Here is a 16,445-nt window from a genome sequence, read left to right as displayed (position 1 = left end):
CGAACACTGGACCTGGAGGCATCGCATGACTGCTCACTGCTCACTGTTGATGATCCTCGCGCTGATGCTGGTGCTTGTGACCGCGCTTCACGCCGTTCCGGCCAGGGACGACGCGCGCAATCTTGTTCGCTATCCCGAGGGTAAGGCGGCAAAGGTCACCGTGGATTCCACCTTTTCCGGCTACCGTAAGGATGTGGTCAATGACGGGCTGTGGATCGCTCCTGGCGAGGAAACCACATGGGACACTGGCAGCGCGGATCGCCTGGGGAACTCCGGGAACACCTGGGTCTCGGAGGCGACAGAGGTCGAGCACTGGGTGCGGTTGGACTGGCCCGAAGTGGTGAGTATTGGCCGCGTGGAGATCTGGTGGTCGCAGGACACCTGGTACCCGCGAGCGTTCCGGGTCGAGTACCTCAGCGACAAGTCCTGGGTGCCGGTGCTCGCGCCGGAGACCTGGCTGGAACCCACGGCGCGCCGAACGGTCGTGGGTTTCGAGCCCGTGCAGGCGCAGTCGTTTCGGGTGGTCCAGCCTGCCCGTGGCGCGCGGGACCGGGGGCTCATGGCGCTGCAGGAAGTGATGGCTTTCGAAGGTGGCGCGGGCGCTGAGAGCATTGAGGGCGCGCGGGTGCTGTCGCCGTCGGAGCAGCGGAAACTGGGTGGGCGCGAATTGGTGCCGAACCTGGCGCGGCTCAGCGAGACACAGCCCGGCGCGTCCCGATGCATAGTCTGGGAGGCAGTTGAGACGGAAGCGGGAGAGCGCCCCGCGCTGGTGGATGGCGATGCGGCCAAGCCCGCCGGTCAGGTCTGGTTCGCGTCCGTGGAATGGCCTGTGCAGCACGTGGCGGACCGGGTGGTGCTGCACTTCTCCGGGGAGGCGGAGCGCACCGATGATGTGGCTGTGCTCGCGAGAAACGGCGAAGACTGGCGGGAATTGGAGCCCAGGGCTGAGCAGAGCGGCGCGCGGCTGGAACTCAGCTTCGAGCCATTCGCCTGCGAGGCCGTCGGGGTCAGGTTCCGAAGGCCAGTCGCCGATCTGGCGGAGATCGAGGTATTGCGATACCTGCCTGCCACCCCCCACACGTGGCCTGACCGTCTGGTGGCGGACAGGAGCTTCGAAACGCAACTACTGGCATCGGGCAAGGAGCCGGGATACGACGACCTGGTTCCGCTGGCGCTGTCCATGACCCCCGCCCGGGCATTGCTGGGCCTCAAGGATCTGCGCGAGGAGATCGGGGTGACGCGGGATGGCACCATCCTGGCCCGGGAGCGCCTGTCCTTCGGCTTTGGCGAGGATGAACTTACGCTGGAAGATTGCCTGGACACAGTGACGCGGGTCCTGATCGACGGCTGGCGACCGGGCACAGTGATTGAGGGTCGGGCAGGCGACCTGCTGGTGCGGCAGACGGCCTTCGTGTCCTTCGCGGATGATAACCGTCGGATCCCCGCGCTTTTCGTGCGTACCGAAGTGAGCCGTGCGGATGGCCGGCCCGGGAAGACCCAAGTGCGTTTGCGGGTGAAAGGACTCCCTGAAGGCGCCACTCTGCAGGATGACGTGCTCACCTGCGGATCTCGGCCGGTCCTGGCCACAACGAGTCAAGGAAGGCTGGCTGGGGACGGGGCGACGGTCGAGTTCGACCTGGACTGTCCGGGCACGCTGGACCTGGTCTACCCGCACGGACTTGGTGGAGCGCACGCTGCGCCCGGAGTGTATCGAAACGCGGGTTACGACGCCGCGCTGGCGCGTTTCCGCGACTACTGGGACGAGTTGATCGCCCCGTCGGCTCCCGTCGAAGTTCCCGAAGAACGGGTCAACCGGATGCTCAAAGCGGTCCTGGCGCAACTGTACATCAACGCCGACGGGGACATCATGCCGTATGGCTCGATGCCATCGGTCTACGAGGGGAGCCTTTACGGGGTCGAGGAAGGCTTCGCTATGTTGGCCCTGGCGTACTTCGGACTGTCCGGGGATGCAGAACGGTACATGGATGCCACGTACCTGCACGCGGAGTTCCTGAAGAAGGTGGAGGAATACAAGACCTACGCCGATCGGCACCAGCAATACCGCAACGGCCTGCAGCCCATGTACGCCGTAAGTCTGGCGCGGCTGACGGGCAACATGGACTGGTTGGGGAAGCACGCGGACCTGTTCCGGGAATGCGCCGAGTGGACCCTCGCCAACCGCCGGAAGACCATGGAGCTTGAGAACGGGGAGAAGCCGCTGCACTGGGGACTGTTGCCGAAATGGTCTTACGGGGGAGACATTGCGGAGCTGCAGTGCTACGCGCTGTATGGGAACCTGGCATGCTGGCGGGGCCTGGAGGACACGGCCTGGATGCTCGAACGCCTGGGCGACAGCCAGACCGCAGAGCGTTACCGGGAAGAAGCCCTTGCGTACAGGCAGGACATCGACCGGGCCATTGAGGGCAACTACAGGCCCGAGCATAAGCCGCCTTTCCTGCCCCTGCGACTCTATGCGGTCGAGCCGGTAGGCGATGACTACTACCAGCTTTTCGCAGGCGTGTTGCTCGACCTGCTGCCCTTCGATATGGACAGCCGACATCTGGCCTGGATTGTGGACTACATGGAAGCGGACAATCTGATTTTCTGCGGGCTGCCCCGGTTCCGGCGCGATGCCGGGCCCGGCGGCCTGGACGGCTTGTATGGCCTCGGCTATGCGCTGACCAAACTGCACCAGGACAAGATCGACGAGTTCCTCCTGGCGTTCTATGCTTACCTCGCCTTCAACCTTGAGCGTAGCACCTTCGCCTCACGGGAGACCAATCTGCTGTACGCCAGCGACCTGCACGCCGCCAGCGCCTACCCGGTTCCGGATATGAGCGATCCAATTCCCTGCTCCAGCGCGGTGCCCCTGAACTACCTGCGGCACATGCTGGTGACCGAAGAACTTTCCGGGCCGGGGCTGCCATCGAAGACGCTGCGGCTCCTGTGGGCCATCCCCCGGGCGTGGCTACGGGATGGACAGCAGGTGCGCTTCGACCGCATGCCCACCCACTTCGGGCCGGTGTCATGCCGGGTGATTTCGCACGCCGGCGAAAGGACGATCGGAGCGTTGGTGACCCCTCCCACGCGGGAACCGTGGGAAGCCATCAAGCTCCGGGTACGCCACCCGGATGGAACGAAGATTCGGCGGGTGACGGTCAACGGAGCGGATTGGGCGCAGTTCGACCCCGACCAGGAGACCGTGACGCTCCTGCCGGGCCCGGAGAGGTTCGAAGTGCGAGTGGAGTACTGAGGGCGGGCGCGGGTCAACGCGTGGCGGCCTGAATCTCGGCGACCAGCATCCAATACGCGGCGGACTGAATTACACCCGAGGGCGGGAGAATGCTCACGTCATAGCCGGGCACCTGCACCAGCGCGTCACCGTATGGCCAGCAGCCGCAGATGTTGATGTCAGCGCCCATCGCGGAGGCTGGCTTGTCCGGGGTGCCGGAGACGATGGTGACGATTCTTGCGCCCGCAGCATGGGCGTTTTCCACCCACGGCCCGAAGGGCTCATAGTAGCCGATGTACAGGATCACGTCGCCGGGCTTGACCGTGTCCGCAACACGTTCGGCATTGCGGCCGCCATCGAGCTTTCGCAGGCCCGCGAGATTGTCGGCGATCCCCGGTTGGTACGGCGGCAGGTGGCCTTCGGGCACAATCCAGGCCGTGTGGCCTGCGGCCATGGCATCGGCGGCGAGTTTCCCTGCCTTTGCGAAATTCTCCATCTCGCTTGCCCTGAGTTTCCGGATGCAGCGCGCGAGCCGGGACAGGTAGGTCCTCCCCAGGACCAGCGGCTTCACCGGCGTCGGGGAGCCGGGTTCCCAGGTCAGGGGCAGGTGAGATGCATTGCGCTCGCGTCCACCGGGCACTACCACGCTCTGGTACATGGGCGGCATCTTGCCCCTTCGGGTGAGGGCGGATACCAGTTCGGCCGTGAATGTCCAGAGACTGATGGCATTGGCGGGAGACGCGAAAGGCAGGTACTCTTCGCTCCCAACGCGCGGGATTGCGGGGTCTATAGACGCGGGCACAAGGGGCATCTCCGGGTCGAAAAAGACAGGCAGGACGCCGGTATCCAGGCACCGCTGTACCATGTCTCGCTCGTCCTCACTGTTCACGCGGAGCGATCCGAACAGCACCACGTCGCCGGACTGCAGGTCATCGGCCTTCTGCAGCTTCTTGACGGACATCATCCCGCCGGCGCGATTCAGCCCCTCGATGATGAACCCCGTATCGCCGGCTAACCAGATTCTGCCGCCTGCGATGAGCCGGTCGGCGGCTGCTTCGGCAAGGTGGGTGTGCATCGGCAGCGAGGCTACCTGTTGCTCAATGGCAATCAGAAGCCGGTCGAGATACGCGGCGGAGGGAGAGTTGGGGCGGGTCACAGGCTGAGCGCCTCCGGCACCAGCGAGGGCGAGCATCAGAATGCACAGCAAAGCAACAGTCACTGCGGGCTTCATAGCTATCACCGGGGGCAGGTTCGACAGGTTCGCGGGATGACCTGCCACATCGGGAAACAGGTGCATCGTCTATGGATGGCGAATGATGCCCTGTGCCGCCTCAGTCAGCATGCACGAAGGAGCGGAACTCAGATTCTGCAGTCCGGAATCCGGCGGCTCATATCCCACGCGGTCCAGCCCGCCGGGTCTTCTCTTGCCGGCGTGAGAGCGTACCCGTCCGACCTGGCCGGCGGCCGCTTCGCCGTCGGGAAGTTCATCCACCGGGACGGCTGGAGGTGGGTCAGACTGCTGGCGTTTACAAGCAAACGCAACCGGTGTCTCGAGATGAGCGCGGATGCCGGCGAAGCCGCGCTGTTCCGCGTTGAGGGCTGACTGCGGTCACAGGCATATCGGCTGCGAACCCATTTACAACAGGAGATCTGAATGCTTTCGAGAGAGCGCGTCATCACCGTCATTGAGCATGGCAAGCCGGATCGCATCCCCATCTATGGGTGGGTCAGCGCGAACCTGTCTGAGCCGATTACACAGCGCTGGGGTTCGGTGGCTGCGTTCGAGGACAAGTATGAGTTCGACTTCGCCCACCTTTTCGGCGGCCCGCAGCCGTATCGAAGCGATGATTTGAACGCGCTGCGGGTTTCGGTCGGCGGGCCGATCACTCCCGCGGATTTGCTGGACATTGAGCTTGCGGACCCCGATGACCAGTCCGCCTATGCCGATGTTGTGGCCGCCGTGGACCACCATAAGCAGCAGCGCGGGCGGTTTGTCTACATGCAGACCCCGGGGATCTTCGAGTGCCTGAACGGGCCCTTCGGGATCGAGAACCACCTGACCTACCTGGCCCTGTACCCCGATGATCTCGCACGGGTCTACCAGCGGCAGGCCGAATGGAATCAGGCTTTCGCGCTGAACTGCATTGATCTGGGTGTGGATATGGTCCATGTTTCCGATGACTGGGGCGCCCAAGTGGGCCTCATGTTCAGCCCCCGCATGTGGTGGGAGATGATCTACCCGTACCACAAGGAGACCTGCAACGCGGTCAAGTCCGCCGGGGCGTACCTGAGTCTGCACAGCGACGGGAACGTGAACGCGGTGATTGACGGGATCATCGACCTGGGGTTCGACGTGGTGCATCCGTGGCAGGAGTCTGCCGGAATGAGCCTCACGGAGCACCATGACAAGTACCGCGACTGGTTCTCGGTCATGGGTGGGCTGGACGTGCAGACCACCATCGGATTCGGAAAGCTGGACTTTCTCAGGTCCGAAATCGAGCGGGTGATGAGCATCTACGCAGACGGAGGCCTTCTCTTCTGCACCACCCACTTCGTACAGGATCACTGCAGCATGGAAGAGCTTGAGTTTGCCTTCGACACGGCCTACGAGATGTGTCGCAAAGTGGTTAGCTGAAGGTCGCCTCACTGGAGTACACGAAATCTACAGAGCAAATTGAGCCGGCGCGTGCGCCGCTTGATCCAGGAGGGCACGAGCGATGTCGGATGCCAGGTATTCACTGGGGCTGGATTACGGAACCAATTCGGTTCGGGCGCTGATCGTGGATGTGCGGACGGGGGAGGAGATTGCCACGGCGGTCCATGATTACACGCGCGGCGATGCCGGGGTCATCGGCGACCGGAGCGATCCTCACGTGGCCCGACAGCACCCTGCAGACTACCACGACGGGCTGGTAGGATGCGTCTCGGCAGTGTTGAAGCGGGCAGAGGAAGTGGTCGATTTCGCCCCCGAGAAGATCATCGGCATCGGGGTGGACACCACCGGTTCCACACCCATCCCGGTGGATGCGGCAGGCGTGCCGCTGGCCTTCGATCCAAGGTTCGAGGGCAACCCCAACGCCTTAGCCTGGCTGTGGAAAGATCATTCCTCCATGGCCGAGGCGGAGAAGATCACGGCGCTCGCGAAGGAGCATCGCCCGCAGTACCTGAACAAGTCCGGGGGGACGTACTCCTCGGAATGGTTCTTCTCGAAGATCTGGCATTGCCTGAACGTGGACCCGGAGGTGTTCGAGGCGGCGGCAAGCTGGGTGGAGTTCTGCGACTACATCCCGGCCCTGCTGGTGGGGGACACGCGGCCCGGGAGCATCAAGCGCGGCGTGTGTTCGGCGGGCCACAAAGCGATGTACTGCGAGGACTGGGGAGGGCTGCCCGACGCCGAGTTCCTGTCGCTTCTCGACCCAAAGATGGGTGAACTGCGCCCGCGGCTGTACGAGAAAGCATATGCCTCTGACGTCGCGGCGGGAAGGCTATGCGAGGAGTGGGCTGGCCGGCTGGGGCTTCCTGCCGGAATCCCGGTGGCGGTGGGCGCCTTCGATGCCCATTACGGCGCGGTGGGTTCGGGGGTGGCTTCCGGTACGCTGGTGAAGATACTGGGCACATCGACCTGCGACATTACGGTGGCCCGGAAGACCGAACTGACGACGGACATCCCGGGCGTCTGCGGAATCGTGGACGGCTCGGTGCTGCCGGGTTATCTCGGCATCGAAGCCGGTCAGTCCGCAGTCGGCGATATCTTCAACTGGTTTGTGTCGGTGCTCTGCGAAGGTGACGCGAAGCTCCACGAACGCCTCACGGAGGAGGCCGCGCAGCTCAAGCCCGGCCAAAGCGGCCTGCTGGCGCTGGACTGGAATAACGGCAACCGGACAGTGCTCGTGGATGCGCGCCTTACCGGCCTGCTCATCGGCCAGACGCTGCAGACCAACCGCGCCGAAGTCTACCGGGCGCTGATCGAAGCCACCGCCTTCGGTGCGCTGACCATCCACAACCGGATGAAGGAGTATGGCGTGCCGATCGAGCGGATCATCTGCTGTGGCGGGATTGCCGAGAAGAACCCGCTTCTCATGCAGATCTACGCAGATGTGACCGGGCAGAGGCTGGAAGTGTCTCGCTCCGGGCAGACATGCGCCCTGGGTGCGGCGATCTTCGGCGCCGTGGTGGCCGGCTCGGCCGCCGGCGGCTATGACACCACGGAAGATGCCCAGGTGGCGATGACCGGCGTCAAGGACCTGGTGTTCGAGCCCGATGCCGCCAACCATGCGGTCTACACGGAGCTATACGCCCTTTACAAGCGCCTGCACGACACCTTCGGGGTGGAGGGGCATGCGGAGTCGTTGTACGACATTATGAAGGCGCTCTTGGATATCAAGAAGCGGGTGTCGTGAGGCCGGGCTGATCTCGACCGAATCTGCCGGGCCTGCGCGTCGCTAGCTGGCGGACAAGGACTGTTTTCGATGCTCGAGCTACTCAAGCAGCAAGTGTGCCAGGCGAACCTGGATCTTTGGCGTTCGGGTCTGGTGATTCTCACCTGGGGCAATGTGAGCGGGCGTGACCCGGATACCGGCCTCATCGTCATCAAGCCCAGCGGGGTCAGTTACGCCACCATGCGGCCTGAGCATATGGTGGTGGTTGATCTCGCGGGGCGCGTGGTGGAAGGCAGGCTGCGCCCGTCGTCAGATACCCCGACGCACCTCGAACTGTACCGCAGCTTCCCGGGCATCGGCGGCATCGCGCACACCCATTCTCCACATGCAACGGCATGGGCCCAGGCGAAGCGCGCCCTGCCCTGCTACGGGACGACCCATGCGGACAACTTCCGCGGAACCGTGCCCGTGACCGAGAGCATGTCGGAAGAGGCGGTCGCGGGGGATTACGAACTGCAGACCGGCAAGTACATCGTGCACGCGTTTCGAAACGTGCATCCCCTGGAAGTGCCCGCAGTGCTTGTGGCAAGCCACGGTCCTTTCACCTGGGGCAAGACGCCCGACGACGCAGTGGAAAACAGCATCGTCCTGGAGCAGGTGGCCCAGATGGCGATCATGGCCGAAAGCCTTGCACCGGGTCTCGTCTCCATTGATGTGCACCTGCAGGACCGACACTTCCTGCGCAAGCACGGATCCGGAGCATACTACGGACAGGAGACGCACGAGGGCTGAGTTCCCAAACCACGCAAGTCACCATACCTCAAAGCGGGAGGAGCGAGCATGTTGAGGAAGAAGACCACGCTCGGTGTCATTGTTGGGAACCGGGGGTTCTTCCCGGACCACCTGTGCGACGAAGGGCGCAGGGAGATCCTGTCAGTACTGGAAAGTGCAGGATTCGGCACGGTCTGCCTCACACCTGAAGACACTCCCTTCGGTTCGGTCGAGAGCCGCGAGGATGCGCGCAAGTGCGCTGACCTGTTCAAGAAGCACGCGGATGAGATCGACGGCGTGCTCGTGACATTGCCGAACTTCGGCGATGAACGCGGCGTTGCCGAGACTCTCCGCATGTCTGGGCTGGACGTGCCGGTGCTGATCCAGGCGACTCCTGACGATCCCGCGAAGATGAGCCTCGCGGATCGCCGCGACAGCTTCTGCGGAAAGCTGTCGGTGTGCAACAACCTGACCCAGTACGGCATCGGATATTCGCTCACATCGCTGCACACGGTGGCACCCTCGTCCGAGGATTTCCTCGCGGACCTGCAATGGTTCGGCAGCGTCTGCCGGGTGGTGAAAGGGCTCAGCAATGCGCGCATCGGGGCCATCGGCGCGCGACCGGCGGCGTTCAATACGGTGCGCTTCAGTGAGAAGATTCTGGAGGCCCACGGGATCTCGGTGGAGGTCATCGACCTGTCCGAGATCATGGGTCGCATCGAGCGGCTCGATGATTCGGAAGACGGCGTACAGGCGAGGCTGGCAGGGGTCAGGGAGTATATCAGCACCGAGGGAATCCCGGAAGCGTCCCTGGTGAAGATGGCCAAACTAGCGCTGGTGATCGACGAGTGGATGGCCGAAAATGAACTTGACGCCAGTGCAGTGCAGTGCTGGACAGCGATGGAAGAATACCTGGGCGTTGTGCCGTGCACGGTAATGAGCATGATGAGCAACCGCCTCATTCCCAGCGCCTGCGAGGTGGATGTCACCGGCGCGGTGGGTATGTATGCCCTGGCGCTGGCATCCGGCCTCCCAGCGGCGCTTCTCGACTGGAACAACAACTACGGCGACGACCCGGACAAGTGCGTTCTATTCCACTGCAGCAACCTTCCCAAGGACTGCTTCGCGCAGGTGCGGATGGGTGTTCAGGACATCATCGGCGGCACCGTGGGCGTGGAGAATACCTGCGGGACCTGCGTGGGCTCCATCAAGCCCGGGCCTTTCACCTTCTGCCGAGTATCCACGAATGATCTGGAAGGCGAGGTCTGCGCGTACCTGGGCGAAGGGGATTTCACCACCGACCCGCTGGACACTTTCGGTGGGGCGGGGGTCGCCCACATCGAAGACCTGCAGGGCCTCATGCGGTACGTCTGTGAGATGGGATTTGAGCACCACGTGGCGATTACCCACGCTTGCGTTGCCGACGCCCTGCAGGAAGCTATGGAGAACTACCTGGGGTGGGACGTGTACCACCACGGGGCATAACCTCTGCCGGGGCCCGGTCCGGTGCGCGGACCACCTGGCAGCCCTGTCTCGACAGAGCGCGTCCGGGGCGACGGTCTTCACGGATCGTCGCCCCTGCTGATTCTTCAGGGCTCCACAATGGCGCGCAGCATGTCGCCGGGCCGGGCAGCCGTTGCATCCATGGCGGCAGCGACCTGGTCGAGACGGAACCGTCTGACCGGGAGCCAGTCCAGGGGCACGCGGCCCGATGACACAAGCTCGAGGGCTTCCGAGAGGGTGTCCCTGGAGCGCCGGGAGAAGATGATCGTCAGCTCTTTCCGGCGGGGAAGATGGGCCTCGAAGCAGACCGTTTCGGGCCTGGGAATGCCCACCACAACCACCTTGCCTCCGTGGTCCGCGAGTTCCAGCGCCTCCTCCGTAGCGCCGGATTCACCCGAGCATTCCAGCACCACGTTCCCGCGCCGATCCTCCAGAAGCTCTTCCCACTGTGCGGCGGTTGAGGTTGCTCCCAGTTGCGCCGCAAGCTCTCGGCGGCCATCTACAGGCTCCACAACAGTGACGTTCTGAACCCCGGACAGCCGCGCCAGGATCAGCGAGAACAGGCCGATGACTCCGGCGCCCAGGATGATCAGGTGCCCGTCCGGCCGCGCATCAGCCAGGCGCACGGCATGCAGCGCAACCCCTAGGGGCTCCACCAGTGCGCCTTCAATGTAGCCCACGTTACTCGGCAGGGCCTGCACGTTGATGACCGGGCAAGCGATGAACTCCGCAAGGGCGCCGTCACAAGGCGGGAAACTGGGGAAAACGATATTCCGGCAGATGTTGTACTTGCCCTGGGCGCACATGTCGCAGTGGCCGCAATGCCAGCTGGGCTCCACACCCACACGAGTTCCGACGGCGGGAGCAGCGACCCCGGGGCCGAGCTGAACCACGTCACCAGAGAACTCGTGGCCCTGGATGATGGGCGCGGCGAGCGGCTTGCCGCCGGCGTCACCGTCGGCATACAGGCGCCAGTCCGAGGGGCAGATGGCCACGGCGCGAACGCGCACAAGCACTTGGCCGGGTCCGGGAACCGGGTCTGGAATACTCTCGACTCGCACATCTCGAGCGGCATGGAGCCGGGCAGCTTTCATGGGAGGTCCTCGAGTGTCTGAGTGCGCTGCGTTGTCTCCTGGCACTGGCAAGTTTAGACAACCCGTCCCCTCGCGCGCAAGGTTTCCGCTCCGTGCGTGGGGAATAGGCAGCCCATCATGCGCCGGAAGGGCGCCCAGTCATACGCTTGCTATCGGAGGACACCCATGCCTATCAAGGTCGCCGTCATCGGAGCCGGCAGCATCGGCTTCACGCGCGCGCAAGTGCGCGACATTCTCTGCATCCCCGAGTTGAAGGACACAGAGTTTGCGTTCACGGACATCAACGAGCGCAACCTCGACATGGTGTATCAGCTATGCAAGCGAGACATCGAGTCATCCGGCTTGCCTGCGAAAGTGTCGGCAACACTCGACCGCCGCGAGGCATTCCGGGACGCGAACTATGTATACTCCTTCGTGCGTGTTGGTGGCCTCGAAGCATTCCAGACCGATATCGACATCCCCCTGAAGTATGGTGTGGACCAGTGCGTGGGTGACACCCTGGCCCCCGGCGGAATTATGTACGCTCAGCGTACGATCCCGGTACTGCTAGGCGTCTGCAAGGACATCAGCGAAGTCGCTGCGCCCGGCTGCACGCTGATCAACCACTCGAACCCGATGTCCATGAACACGTGGGCGTGCTACAAGTATGGGTACGGGGTCAATGTCATCGGCTTGTGCCACGGGGTCGAGGGCGGGCATCACCAGATCGCCAATGTGTTGGGCCTGCCGGTCAACGAGGTGGACATCATTTGCGCGGGTATCAACCACCAGACCTGGTACATCAGCGTGAAACACAAAGGCCAGGACATGACCGGGAAACTCCTGGAGGCCTTTGAGAAGCACGAGACGTACAGCAAGACGGAAAAAGTGCGCATCGAAATGCTGCGGCGCTTCGGCTATTACTGCACGGAGTCCAACGGGCACTTCAGCGAGTACGTGCCGTGGTTCCGCAAGCGCGCGGACGACCTGGTCAACTGGATCGACCTGGGAAGCTGGATCAACGGCGAGACCGGCGGTTACCTGCGGGTCTGCACCGAAGGCCGCAACTGGTTCGAGCATGACTTTCCCAACTGGATGCAGGCCGACCCGTGGACCTTCGAGCCCGAGAAGCGTGGGCACGAGCACGGCTCCTACATCATCGAGGGTCTGGAGACCGGGCGCAGGTACCGGGGGCATTTCAACGTTCAGAACCACGGCTGCATCCCCAATCTGCCCCCGGATTGCTGCGTGGAAGTCCCGGGCTACGTGGACGGCAATGGCCTGAGCATCCCCATCGTGGGTGACCTGCCCCTTGGTTGCGCAGCAGTCTGCAATGCCTCGGTGAGTGTGCAGCGGCTTGCGGTGGAGGCGGCGGTACACGGAGACGACTTCCTGCTGCGGCAGGCAATGATGATGGACCCGCTCACCGGTGCTGTGCTGAATCCGCCTGAGATTAGCCAGATGACCGACGAGATGCTGGTTGCGGGGGAGGCGTGGTTGCCGCAGTACGCTGACGCTATTGCGGCGGCAAAGAAGCGGCTGGCTTCGGGGAATCTCATCCCGACCCGCGAGGGCTATCAAGGCGCGGCGCGCCTGCACACCAAGACCGTGGAGGAGATGGAGGCAGACCGCGAGGCGGCGCGTAAGCTGGCACAAGAGGCGGACAAGGCCAAGGAGCGCCCGGCTGCGGAAGGATAGGGAGGGACTGAAGGTGACAGGTGCGGGGCCGCGTCGGCTGGACACCGCCGACACCCCGCACCTGCTGTCTGATCGGGAGCTCTGCAAAGACTGGCTTGCTACCGCGTCAGGTCATCGATGCTCCGCAGTTCCTCGTCACTGAAATCCAGGTTGTCCAAGGCAGCGATGTTGTCCGCAACTTGCGCCGCACTGGAGGCGCCAATGAGGGCGCTGGTGACTGCCGGCAGGCGCAGGATCCACGCCAGAGCCATCTGCGCCATGCTCTGCCCACGCTTTGCTGCGATCTCATTGAGCGCCCGCACCTTCGCCCAGACCCCGCGAGCGTCTTGCTCGTCCCACCACTTCTTGCCGTCTGCTCCCCGCTTGCCCCACCGTGAGTCGGCAGGCAGGCCCTTGAGGTACCGGTCCGTGAGCACTCCCCCCGCCAACGGGCAGAAAGCGATGACGCCGGTGCCGAAGGCCGCGGTGTGGGGGAGCAGGTCGCGCTCGATTCCCCGGCTCATCATGTTGTAATACGGCTGATGGATGGTGATCGGCGACCAATGATTGTCGCGCATCGTCTGTACGGCCTGGCAGAAGCGCTCCCCCGGGTAGTTGCTGACTCCGACGTATAGCGCCTTGCCCTGCTTCACGATGAGGTCCAGCGCGCCCAGCGTCTCCTCCAGGGGCGTTTCCGGGTCCGGGCGGTGGTGGTAGAAGATGTCCACGTATTCCAGCCCCATGCGCTGCAGCGACTGGTCGAGGCTGGCCACCAGGTACTTCTTGCTGCCCCAGTCGCCATAGGGGCCCTCCCACATGGTGAAGCCGGCCTTGGTGGAGATGATGAGTTCGTCCCGCGGCATGTCCTTCACGATCTTGCCGAAGACGATTTCGCTGTTGCCTGGCGGCGGCCCGTAGTTGTTCGCGAGGTCGAAGTGGGTGACGCCGTGGTCGAAGGCGTAGTAGACCGCCTCCCGGCAGACCTCCTCGCGCCCCGGCTCGCCCAATGACTGCCACAGACCGAGGGAGATCGCGGGCAGCATCAGTCCACTGCGACCGCATCTGCGGTACTGCATCCTGTCGTATCTCTGCCCGCTGAACTCGTGGGCCATGCTAATCGCTCCTTCATTGTCCAGATAGTGGTCGGGTATTCACCGCCGCCGCCGTGGATTCCTGTCTGCTGTGCGCAAGGAGGAATGACCGGTCGGTCTGGACAAAATAGACGCTGACGGAAACCACGCGTCTCGGGAGCATTGATGGAACACGCCTGTTGGTTCGCTATCAGCCTGCTGGTCATCACCGCTTTGTCTGTCGCCCAGCCGCCGGGGCCGCCGCAGTTCAGGGACGGCGATGTGGTCGCCTTCATCGGAGACAGCATCACCCACTCGCGCAAGTTCCACCGGTACATCTACGATTACACCCTCACCCGGTTCCCGGAGCGCAGGGTGAGGTTCGTGAACTGCGGCATCGCGGGCGATTCCGCGAGTGGAGCCGTGAGTCGGCTGGATTGGGACATCCTGCCGAACCGGCCCAATGTTGCCTCTATCATGCTGGGCATGAACGACGTGGGGCGCAGCTACTACGGTCGAGAGAACCCCGATGAGGCGATCCTGACCGCCCGGCAGAACGCCCTCGACAACCACCGGCGAAACATGGAGACGCTCGCCCGACGACTGCTTGCGAATGGCGTTTCCACGCTGATCTTCTGCACGCCCTCGCCTTACGACGACACGGGAGACATCCCCACGGAGAACCTTTTCGGTGTGAACGCCGCGCTTGCCACTTGTGGCGAGTATGCGCGCAACCTGGCTCTGCAGTTTGGTGGATCGATCGTGGACTTCCACGGACCGATGACAGCGCTCAACATTGAGAAGCAGAAGACCGACCCAAAGTTCACGATCATCGGTCAAGACCGCGTTCACCCTGGTGACGTGGGGCAGATGGTGATGGCGTACCTGTACCTCAAGGCGCAGGGCGTGCCGGCCCTTGTCTCGAGCGTGTCACTGGACGGCGTGGCCGGAACCGTTGTGGAATGTGCGAACGCGGAAGTGAGCGCGATCGAAGCGTCCGGTGAGCGCATCGCCTTCACGGTCGCCGCAAAGGCGCTCCCCCTGCCCATTGAAGACGTTGCGAAGCCCGCGTTGGAGCTGGTGCCCTTGATCGAAGATCTCAATCAGGAAATCCTCAAGGTCAAACTTGAGGGCGCAGGCAGAATGCGCCTGGCAATTGATGGCGAGAACGTGGGGGAGTACTCGCGCGAGGAGCTTGGTGCGGGAGTCAATCTTGCCACCAATCCCGCGACTCCGCAGTATCGGCAGGCGCGTGAGGTGGTCGCCCTCAACGACCAGCGCAGCGCTCTCGAAGTGCGCATCCGCAGTTGGGCACAGATCAGGATGATGCTGATGCGAGCGAAGATTGATGAGGGCGACGACGCAGCCATCCAGACATACTTCGACGACTTCCTGGCGAAAAACAGCACCCCCGCCGGGCCGAACCCATATTTCGCCGGGCAGTTCAAGAACTACCTGGCAACGCGGGGGGAGTTGGATTCTCTGAGGTCCCGGATTGAGGACCTGCAGCAGCAGATCTGGCAGAGGAATCAGCCCGTGCCGCACCGGTACGAACTTGTCCCCGTCGCTGAGTAGCTGATTATCACTGTCTCGGAGGCACTCACGTGGCTCGCAAGCGCATTTTCAGCCAGTATGAGGCCACACAGGCGCGCCTGAAATCACAAAGGCCGCTATACCCGTGCAAGGCGAAGACGAAAGAGGAGTGGCAGGCCTGGCGGAAGACCTTCCGGCGCGAGCTGGTGAAGCTCCTGGGGCCGGACCCGGAAGCCGTGCCCCTACGCCCGGAAGTGCTCGAACGCACCGACCAAGGGGACTACATCCGCGAGAAAGTTGTCTTCGATTCCGACCCCTATAACTCGATTCCAGCGTGGGTGCTGACTCCCAAGGACCTGCCCCAAGGGAAGCGACTGCCCGGCATTGTCATCGCCCACGGACACGGGATGGGGAAGAACCCCTCGGTCGGTCTGGACAATGATGGTAACCCCATCGAGGACTACCAGCGTTGCATGGCGATCCAGTTCTGCCGGCGGGGGTATGTGACGATTTCGCCCGACTGGCGTGGGTTCGGGGAGCGCATCGATCCGGACGAGTGGGTACGTCGCCCCAGCCGCGACGGGTGCAATGTGGCCTACCTGGCCAACGGCTACTTTGGCTTCCAGTATCTGAACCTGCACATCTGGGACGCGAAGCGCGTGGTGGACTATTTGCAGACGCGGCCGGAAGTGAACGCCGGGAAGATCGGCTGCATCGGCGTGTCCTTTGGCGGCACGATGACCACGTACCTATCCGCCCTGGACAGCCGTATCAAGGCCTGCGTTATCTGCTGCTACCTCAGCACGCTGTCCGATGCCCTGGGTGACCGCGGAAAGGGCAATTTCTGCGGGGCACAGTACATGCCGGGTCTCGCGAAGATTGGCGATATTCCCGACGTGGCTTCACTCATCGCGCCGCGGCCGATGCTGGCGGAGATCGGCGAACAGGACCAGTGCTTCGTGGTGGATGACGCGATGAAAGCATACCGGAAGGTGGCCGCCTGCTATAAAGCGGCGGGTGTCCCGGAGCGCTGCGACGTGGATCTGCACCCGGGCGGTCACGAGTTTAGCGGGGCCAAGGCATTCGACTGGTTCGATCGCTGGCTGAAGGGGAAACAGGGGCGATGAGGGCGCACGATCACCCGGGCGAGAGAGTTTTCCCTCGCCCGGGTCGTTCGCACGGTTCCGGAGGCCGCTGTTTGCGCCCA

The 16,445-nt window shown here is 63.4% G+C and carries 12 protein-coding genes; 9 read left to right on the top strand and 3 right to left on the bottom strand.

What is annotated here, in order from left to right:
• Nucleotides 1–25: 25 nt before the first annotated feature.
• The gene (locus HPY44_13930; protein ID NSW57107.1) at nucleotides 26–3,253 is read left to right on the top strand and encodes a discoidin domain-containing protein; all 3,228 of its coding nucleotides are present in this window, start codon (nucleotides 26–28) and stop codon (nucleotides 3,251–3,253) included.
• A 13-nt stretch (nucleotides 3,254–3,266) separates the two neighbouring features.
• Here HPY44_13930 and HPY44_13925 read toward each other — a convergent pair whose 3' ends face one another.
• Nucleotides 3,267–4,463: a hypothetical protein gene (locus tag HPY44_13925; GenBank protein ID NSW57106.1), complete on the bottom strand. Its 1,197-nt coding sequence runs from the start codon at nucleotides 4,461–4,463 to the stop codon at nucleotides 3,267–3,269.
• Between the two features lie 36 nt (nucleotides 4,464–4,499).
• Between HPY44_13925 and HPY44_13920 the strand changes: the two genes are divergently transcribed.
• The 5 genes from HPY44_13920 (at nucleotide 4,500) to HPY44_13900 (ending at nucleotide 9,867) form a co-directional block, all read left to right on the top strand.
• A complete protein-coding gene (locus HPY44_13920; GenBank protein ID NSW57105.1) occupies nucleotides 4,500–4,835 on the top strand; it encodes a hypothetical protein in 336 nt (111 codons plus the stop codon).
• Nucleotides 4,836–4,886: 51 nt separating this feature from the next.
• Complete coding sequence (locus HPY44_13915) at nucleotides 4,887–5,867, top strand: hypothetical protein (protein ID NSW57104.1); 981 nt, start codon at nucleotides 4,887–4,889, stop codon at nucleotides 5,865–5,867.
• A gap of 82 nt (nucleotides 5,868–5,949) precedes the next feature.
• Nucleotides 5,950–7,632: a ribulokinase gene (locus tag HPY44_13910; GenBank protein ID NSW57103.1), complete on the top strand. Its 1,683-nt coding sequence runs from the start codon at nucleotides 5,950–5,952 to the stop codon at nucleotides 7,630–7,632.
• Between the two features lie 69 nt (nucleotides 7,633–7,701).
• Nucleotides 7,702–8,403 carry an L-ribulose-5-phosphate 4-epimerase AraD gene (gene araD, locus HPY44_13905; GenBank protein NSW57102.1) on the top strand — a complete coding sequence of 234 codons (702 nt, stop codon included), beginning with the start codon at nucleotides 7,702–7,704 and terminating at the stop codon, nucleotides 8,401–8,403.
• Nucleotides 8,404–8,451: 48 nt separating this feature from the next.
• Entirely contained in the window at nucleotides 8,452–9,867 is a 1,416-nt protein-coding gene (locus HPY44_13900; protein ID NSW57101.1) for a fucose isomerase, read from the top strand.
• A gap of 104 nt (nucleotides 9,868–9,971) precedes the next feature.
• Here the strand turns inward: HPY44_13900 and HPY44_13895 are convergent, their stop codons facing one another.
• Nucleotides 9,972–10,979: an alcohol dehydrogenase catalytic domain-containing protein gene (locus HPY44_13895; GenBank protein NSW57100.1), complete on the bottom strand. Its 1,008-nt coding sequence runs from the start codon at nucleotides 10,977–10,979 to the stop codon at nucleotides 9,972–9,974.
• Nucleotides 10,980–11,144: 165 nt separating this feature from the next.
• On the opposite strand from HPY44_13895, the gene HPY44_13890 reads away from it, so the two are divergent.
• Complete coding sequence (locus HPY44_13890) at nucleotides 11,145–12,656, top strand: alpha-glucosidase/alpha-galactosidase (protein NSW57099.1); 1,512 nt, start codon at nucleotides 11,145–11,147, stop codon at nucleotides 12,654–12,656.
• Nucleotides 12,657–12,754: 98 nt separating this feature from the next.
• Here HPY44_13890 and HPY44_13885 read toward each other — a convergent pair whose 3' ends face one another.
• Nucleotides 12,755–13,747 carry an aldo/keto reductase gene (locus tag HPY44_13885; GenBank protein NSW57098.1) on the bottom strand — a complete coding sequence of 331 codons (993 nt, stop codon included), beginning with the start codon at nucleotides 13,745–13,747 and terminating at the stop codon, nucleotides 12,755–12,757.
• 144 nt (nucleotides 13,748–13,891) lie between these two features.
• On the opposite strand from HPY44_13885, the gene HPY44_13880 reads away from it, so the two are divergent.
• Both HPY44_13880 and HPY44_13875 read left to right on the top strand, forming a co-directional pair.
• On the top strand, nucleotides 13,892–15,280 hold the full coding sequence (locus HPY44_13880; GenBank protein ID NSW57097.1) for an SGNH/GDSL hydrolase family protein: 1,389 nt from the start codon (nucleotides 13,892–13,894) through the stop codon (nucleotides 15,278–15,280).
• Nucleotides 15,281–15,309: 29 nt separating this feature from the next.
• Entirely contained in the window at nucleotides 15,310–16,365 is a 1,056-nt protein-coding gene (locus HPY44_13875) for an alpha/beta fold hydrolase (protein NSW57096.1), read from the top strand.
• The last annotated feature ends 80 nt before the right edge of the window (nucleotides 16,366–16,445 follow it).

Source organism: Armatimonadota bacterium (genome assembly GCA_013314775.1).
Taxonomy (GTDB): Bacteria; Armatimonadota; Zipacnadia; order Zipacnadales; family JABUFB01; genus JABUFB01.
Note: the sequence above shows the minus strand (reverse complement) of the source record. Positions and strands in the feature narration are given on the sequence as shown.

Bases quoted from the DNA above. Each gene is read 5' to 3' on its own strand.
- HPY44_13920 (NSW57105.1), top strand. From the start codon at position 4,500: ATGACCTGCCACATCGGGAAACAGGTGCATCGTCTATGGATGGCGAAT.
- HPY44_13910 (NSW57103.1), top strand. From the start codon at position 5,950: ATGTCGGATGCCAGGTATTCACTGGGGCTGGATTACGGAACCAATTCG.
- HPY44_13885 (NSW57098.1), bottom strand. From the start codon at position 13,747: ATGGCCCACGAGTTCAGCGGGCAGAGATACGACAGGATGCAGTACCGC.
- HPY44_13890 (NSW57099.1), top strand. From the start codon at position 11,145: ATGCCTATCAAGGTCGCCGTCATCGGAGCCGGCAGCATCGGCTTCACG.
- HPY44_13930 (NSW57107.1), top strand. From the start codon at position 26: ATGACTGCTCACTGCTCACTGTTGATGATCCTCGCGCTGATGCTGGTG.
- HPY44_13925 (NSW57106.1), bottom strand. From the start codon at position 4,463: ATGAAGCCCGCAGTGACTGTTGCTTTGCTGTGCATTCTGATGCTCGCC.
- HPY44_13900 (NSW57101.1), top strand. From the start codon at position 8,452: ATGTTGAGGAAGAAGACCACGCTCGGTGTCATTGTTGGGAACCGGGGG.
- HPY44_13880 (NSW57097.1), top strand. From the start codon at position 13,892: ATGGAACACGCCTGTTGGTTCGCTATCAGCCTGCTGGTCATCACCGCT.
- HPY44_13915 (NSW57104.1), top strand. From the start codon at position 4,887: ATGCTTTCGAGAGAGCGCGTCATCACCGTCATTGAGCATGGCAAGCCG.
- araD (NSW57102.1), top strand. From the start codon at position 7,702: ATGCTCGAGCTACTCAAGCAGCAAGTGTGCCAGGCGAACCTGGATCTT.
- HPY44_13895 (NSW57100.1), bottom strand. From the start codon at position 10,979: ATGAAAGCTGCCCGGCTCCATGCCGCTCGAGATGTGCGAGTCGAGAGT.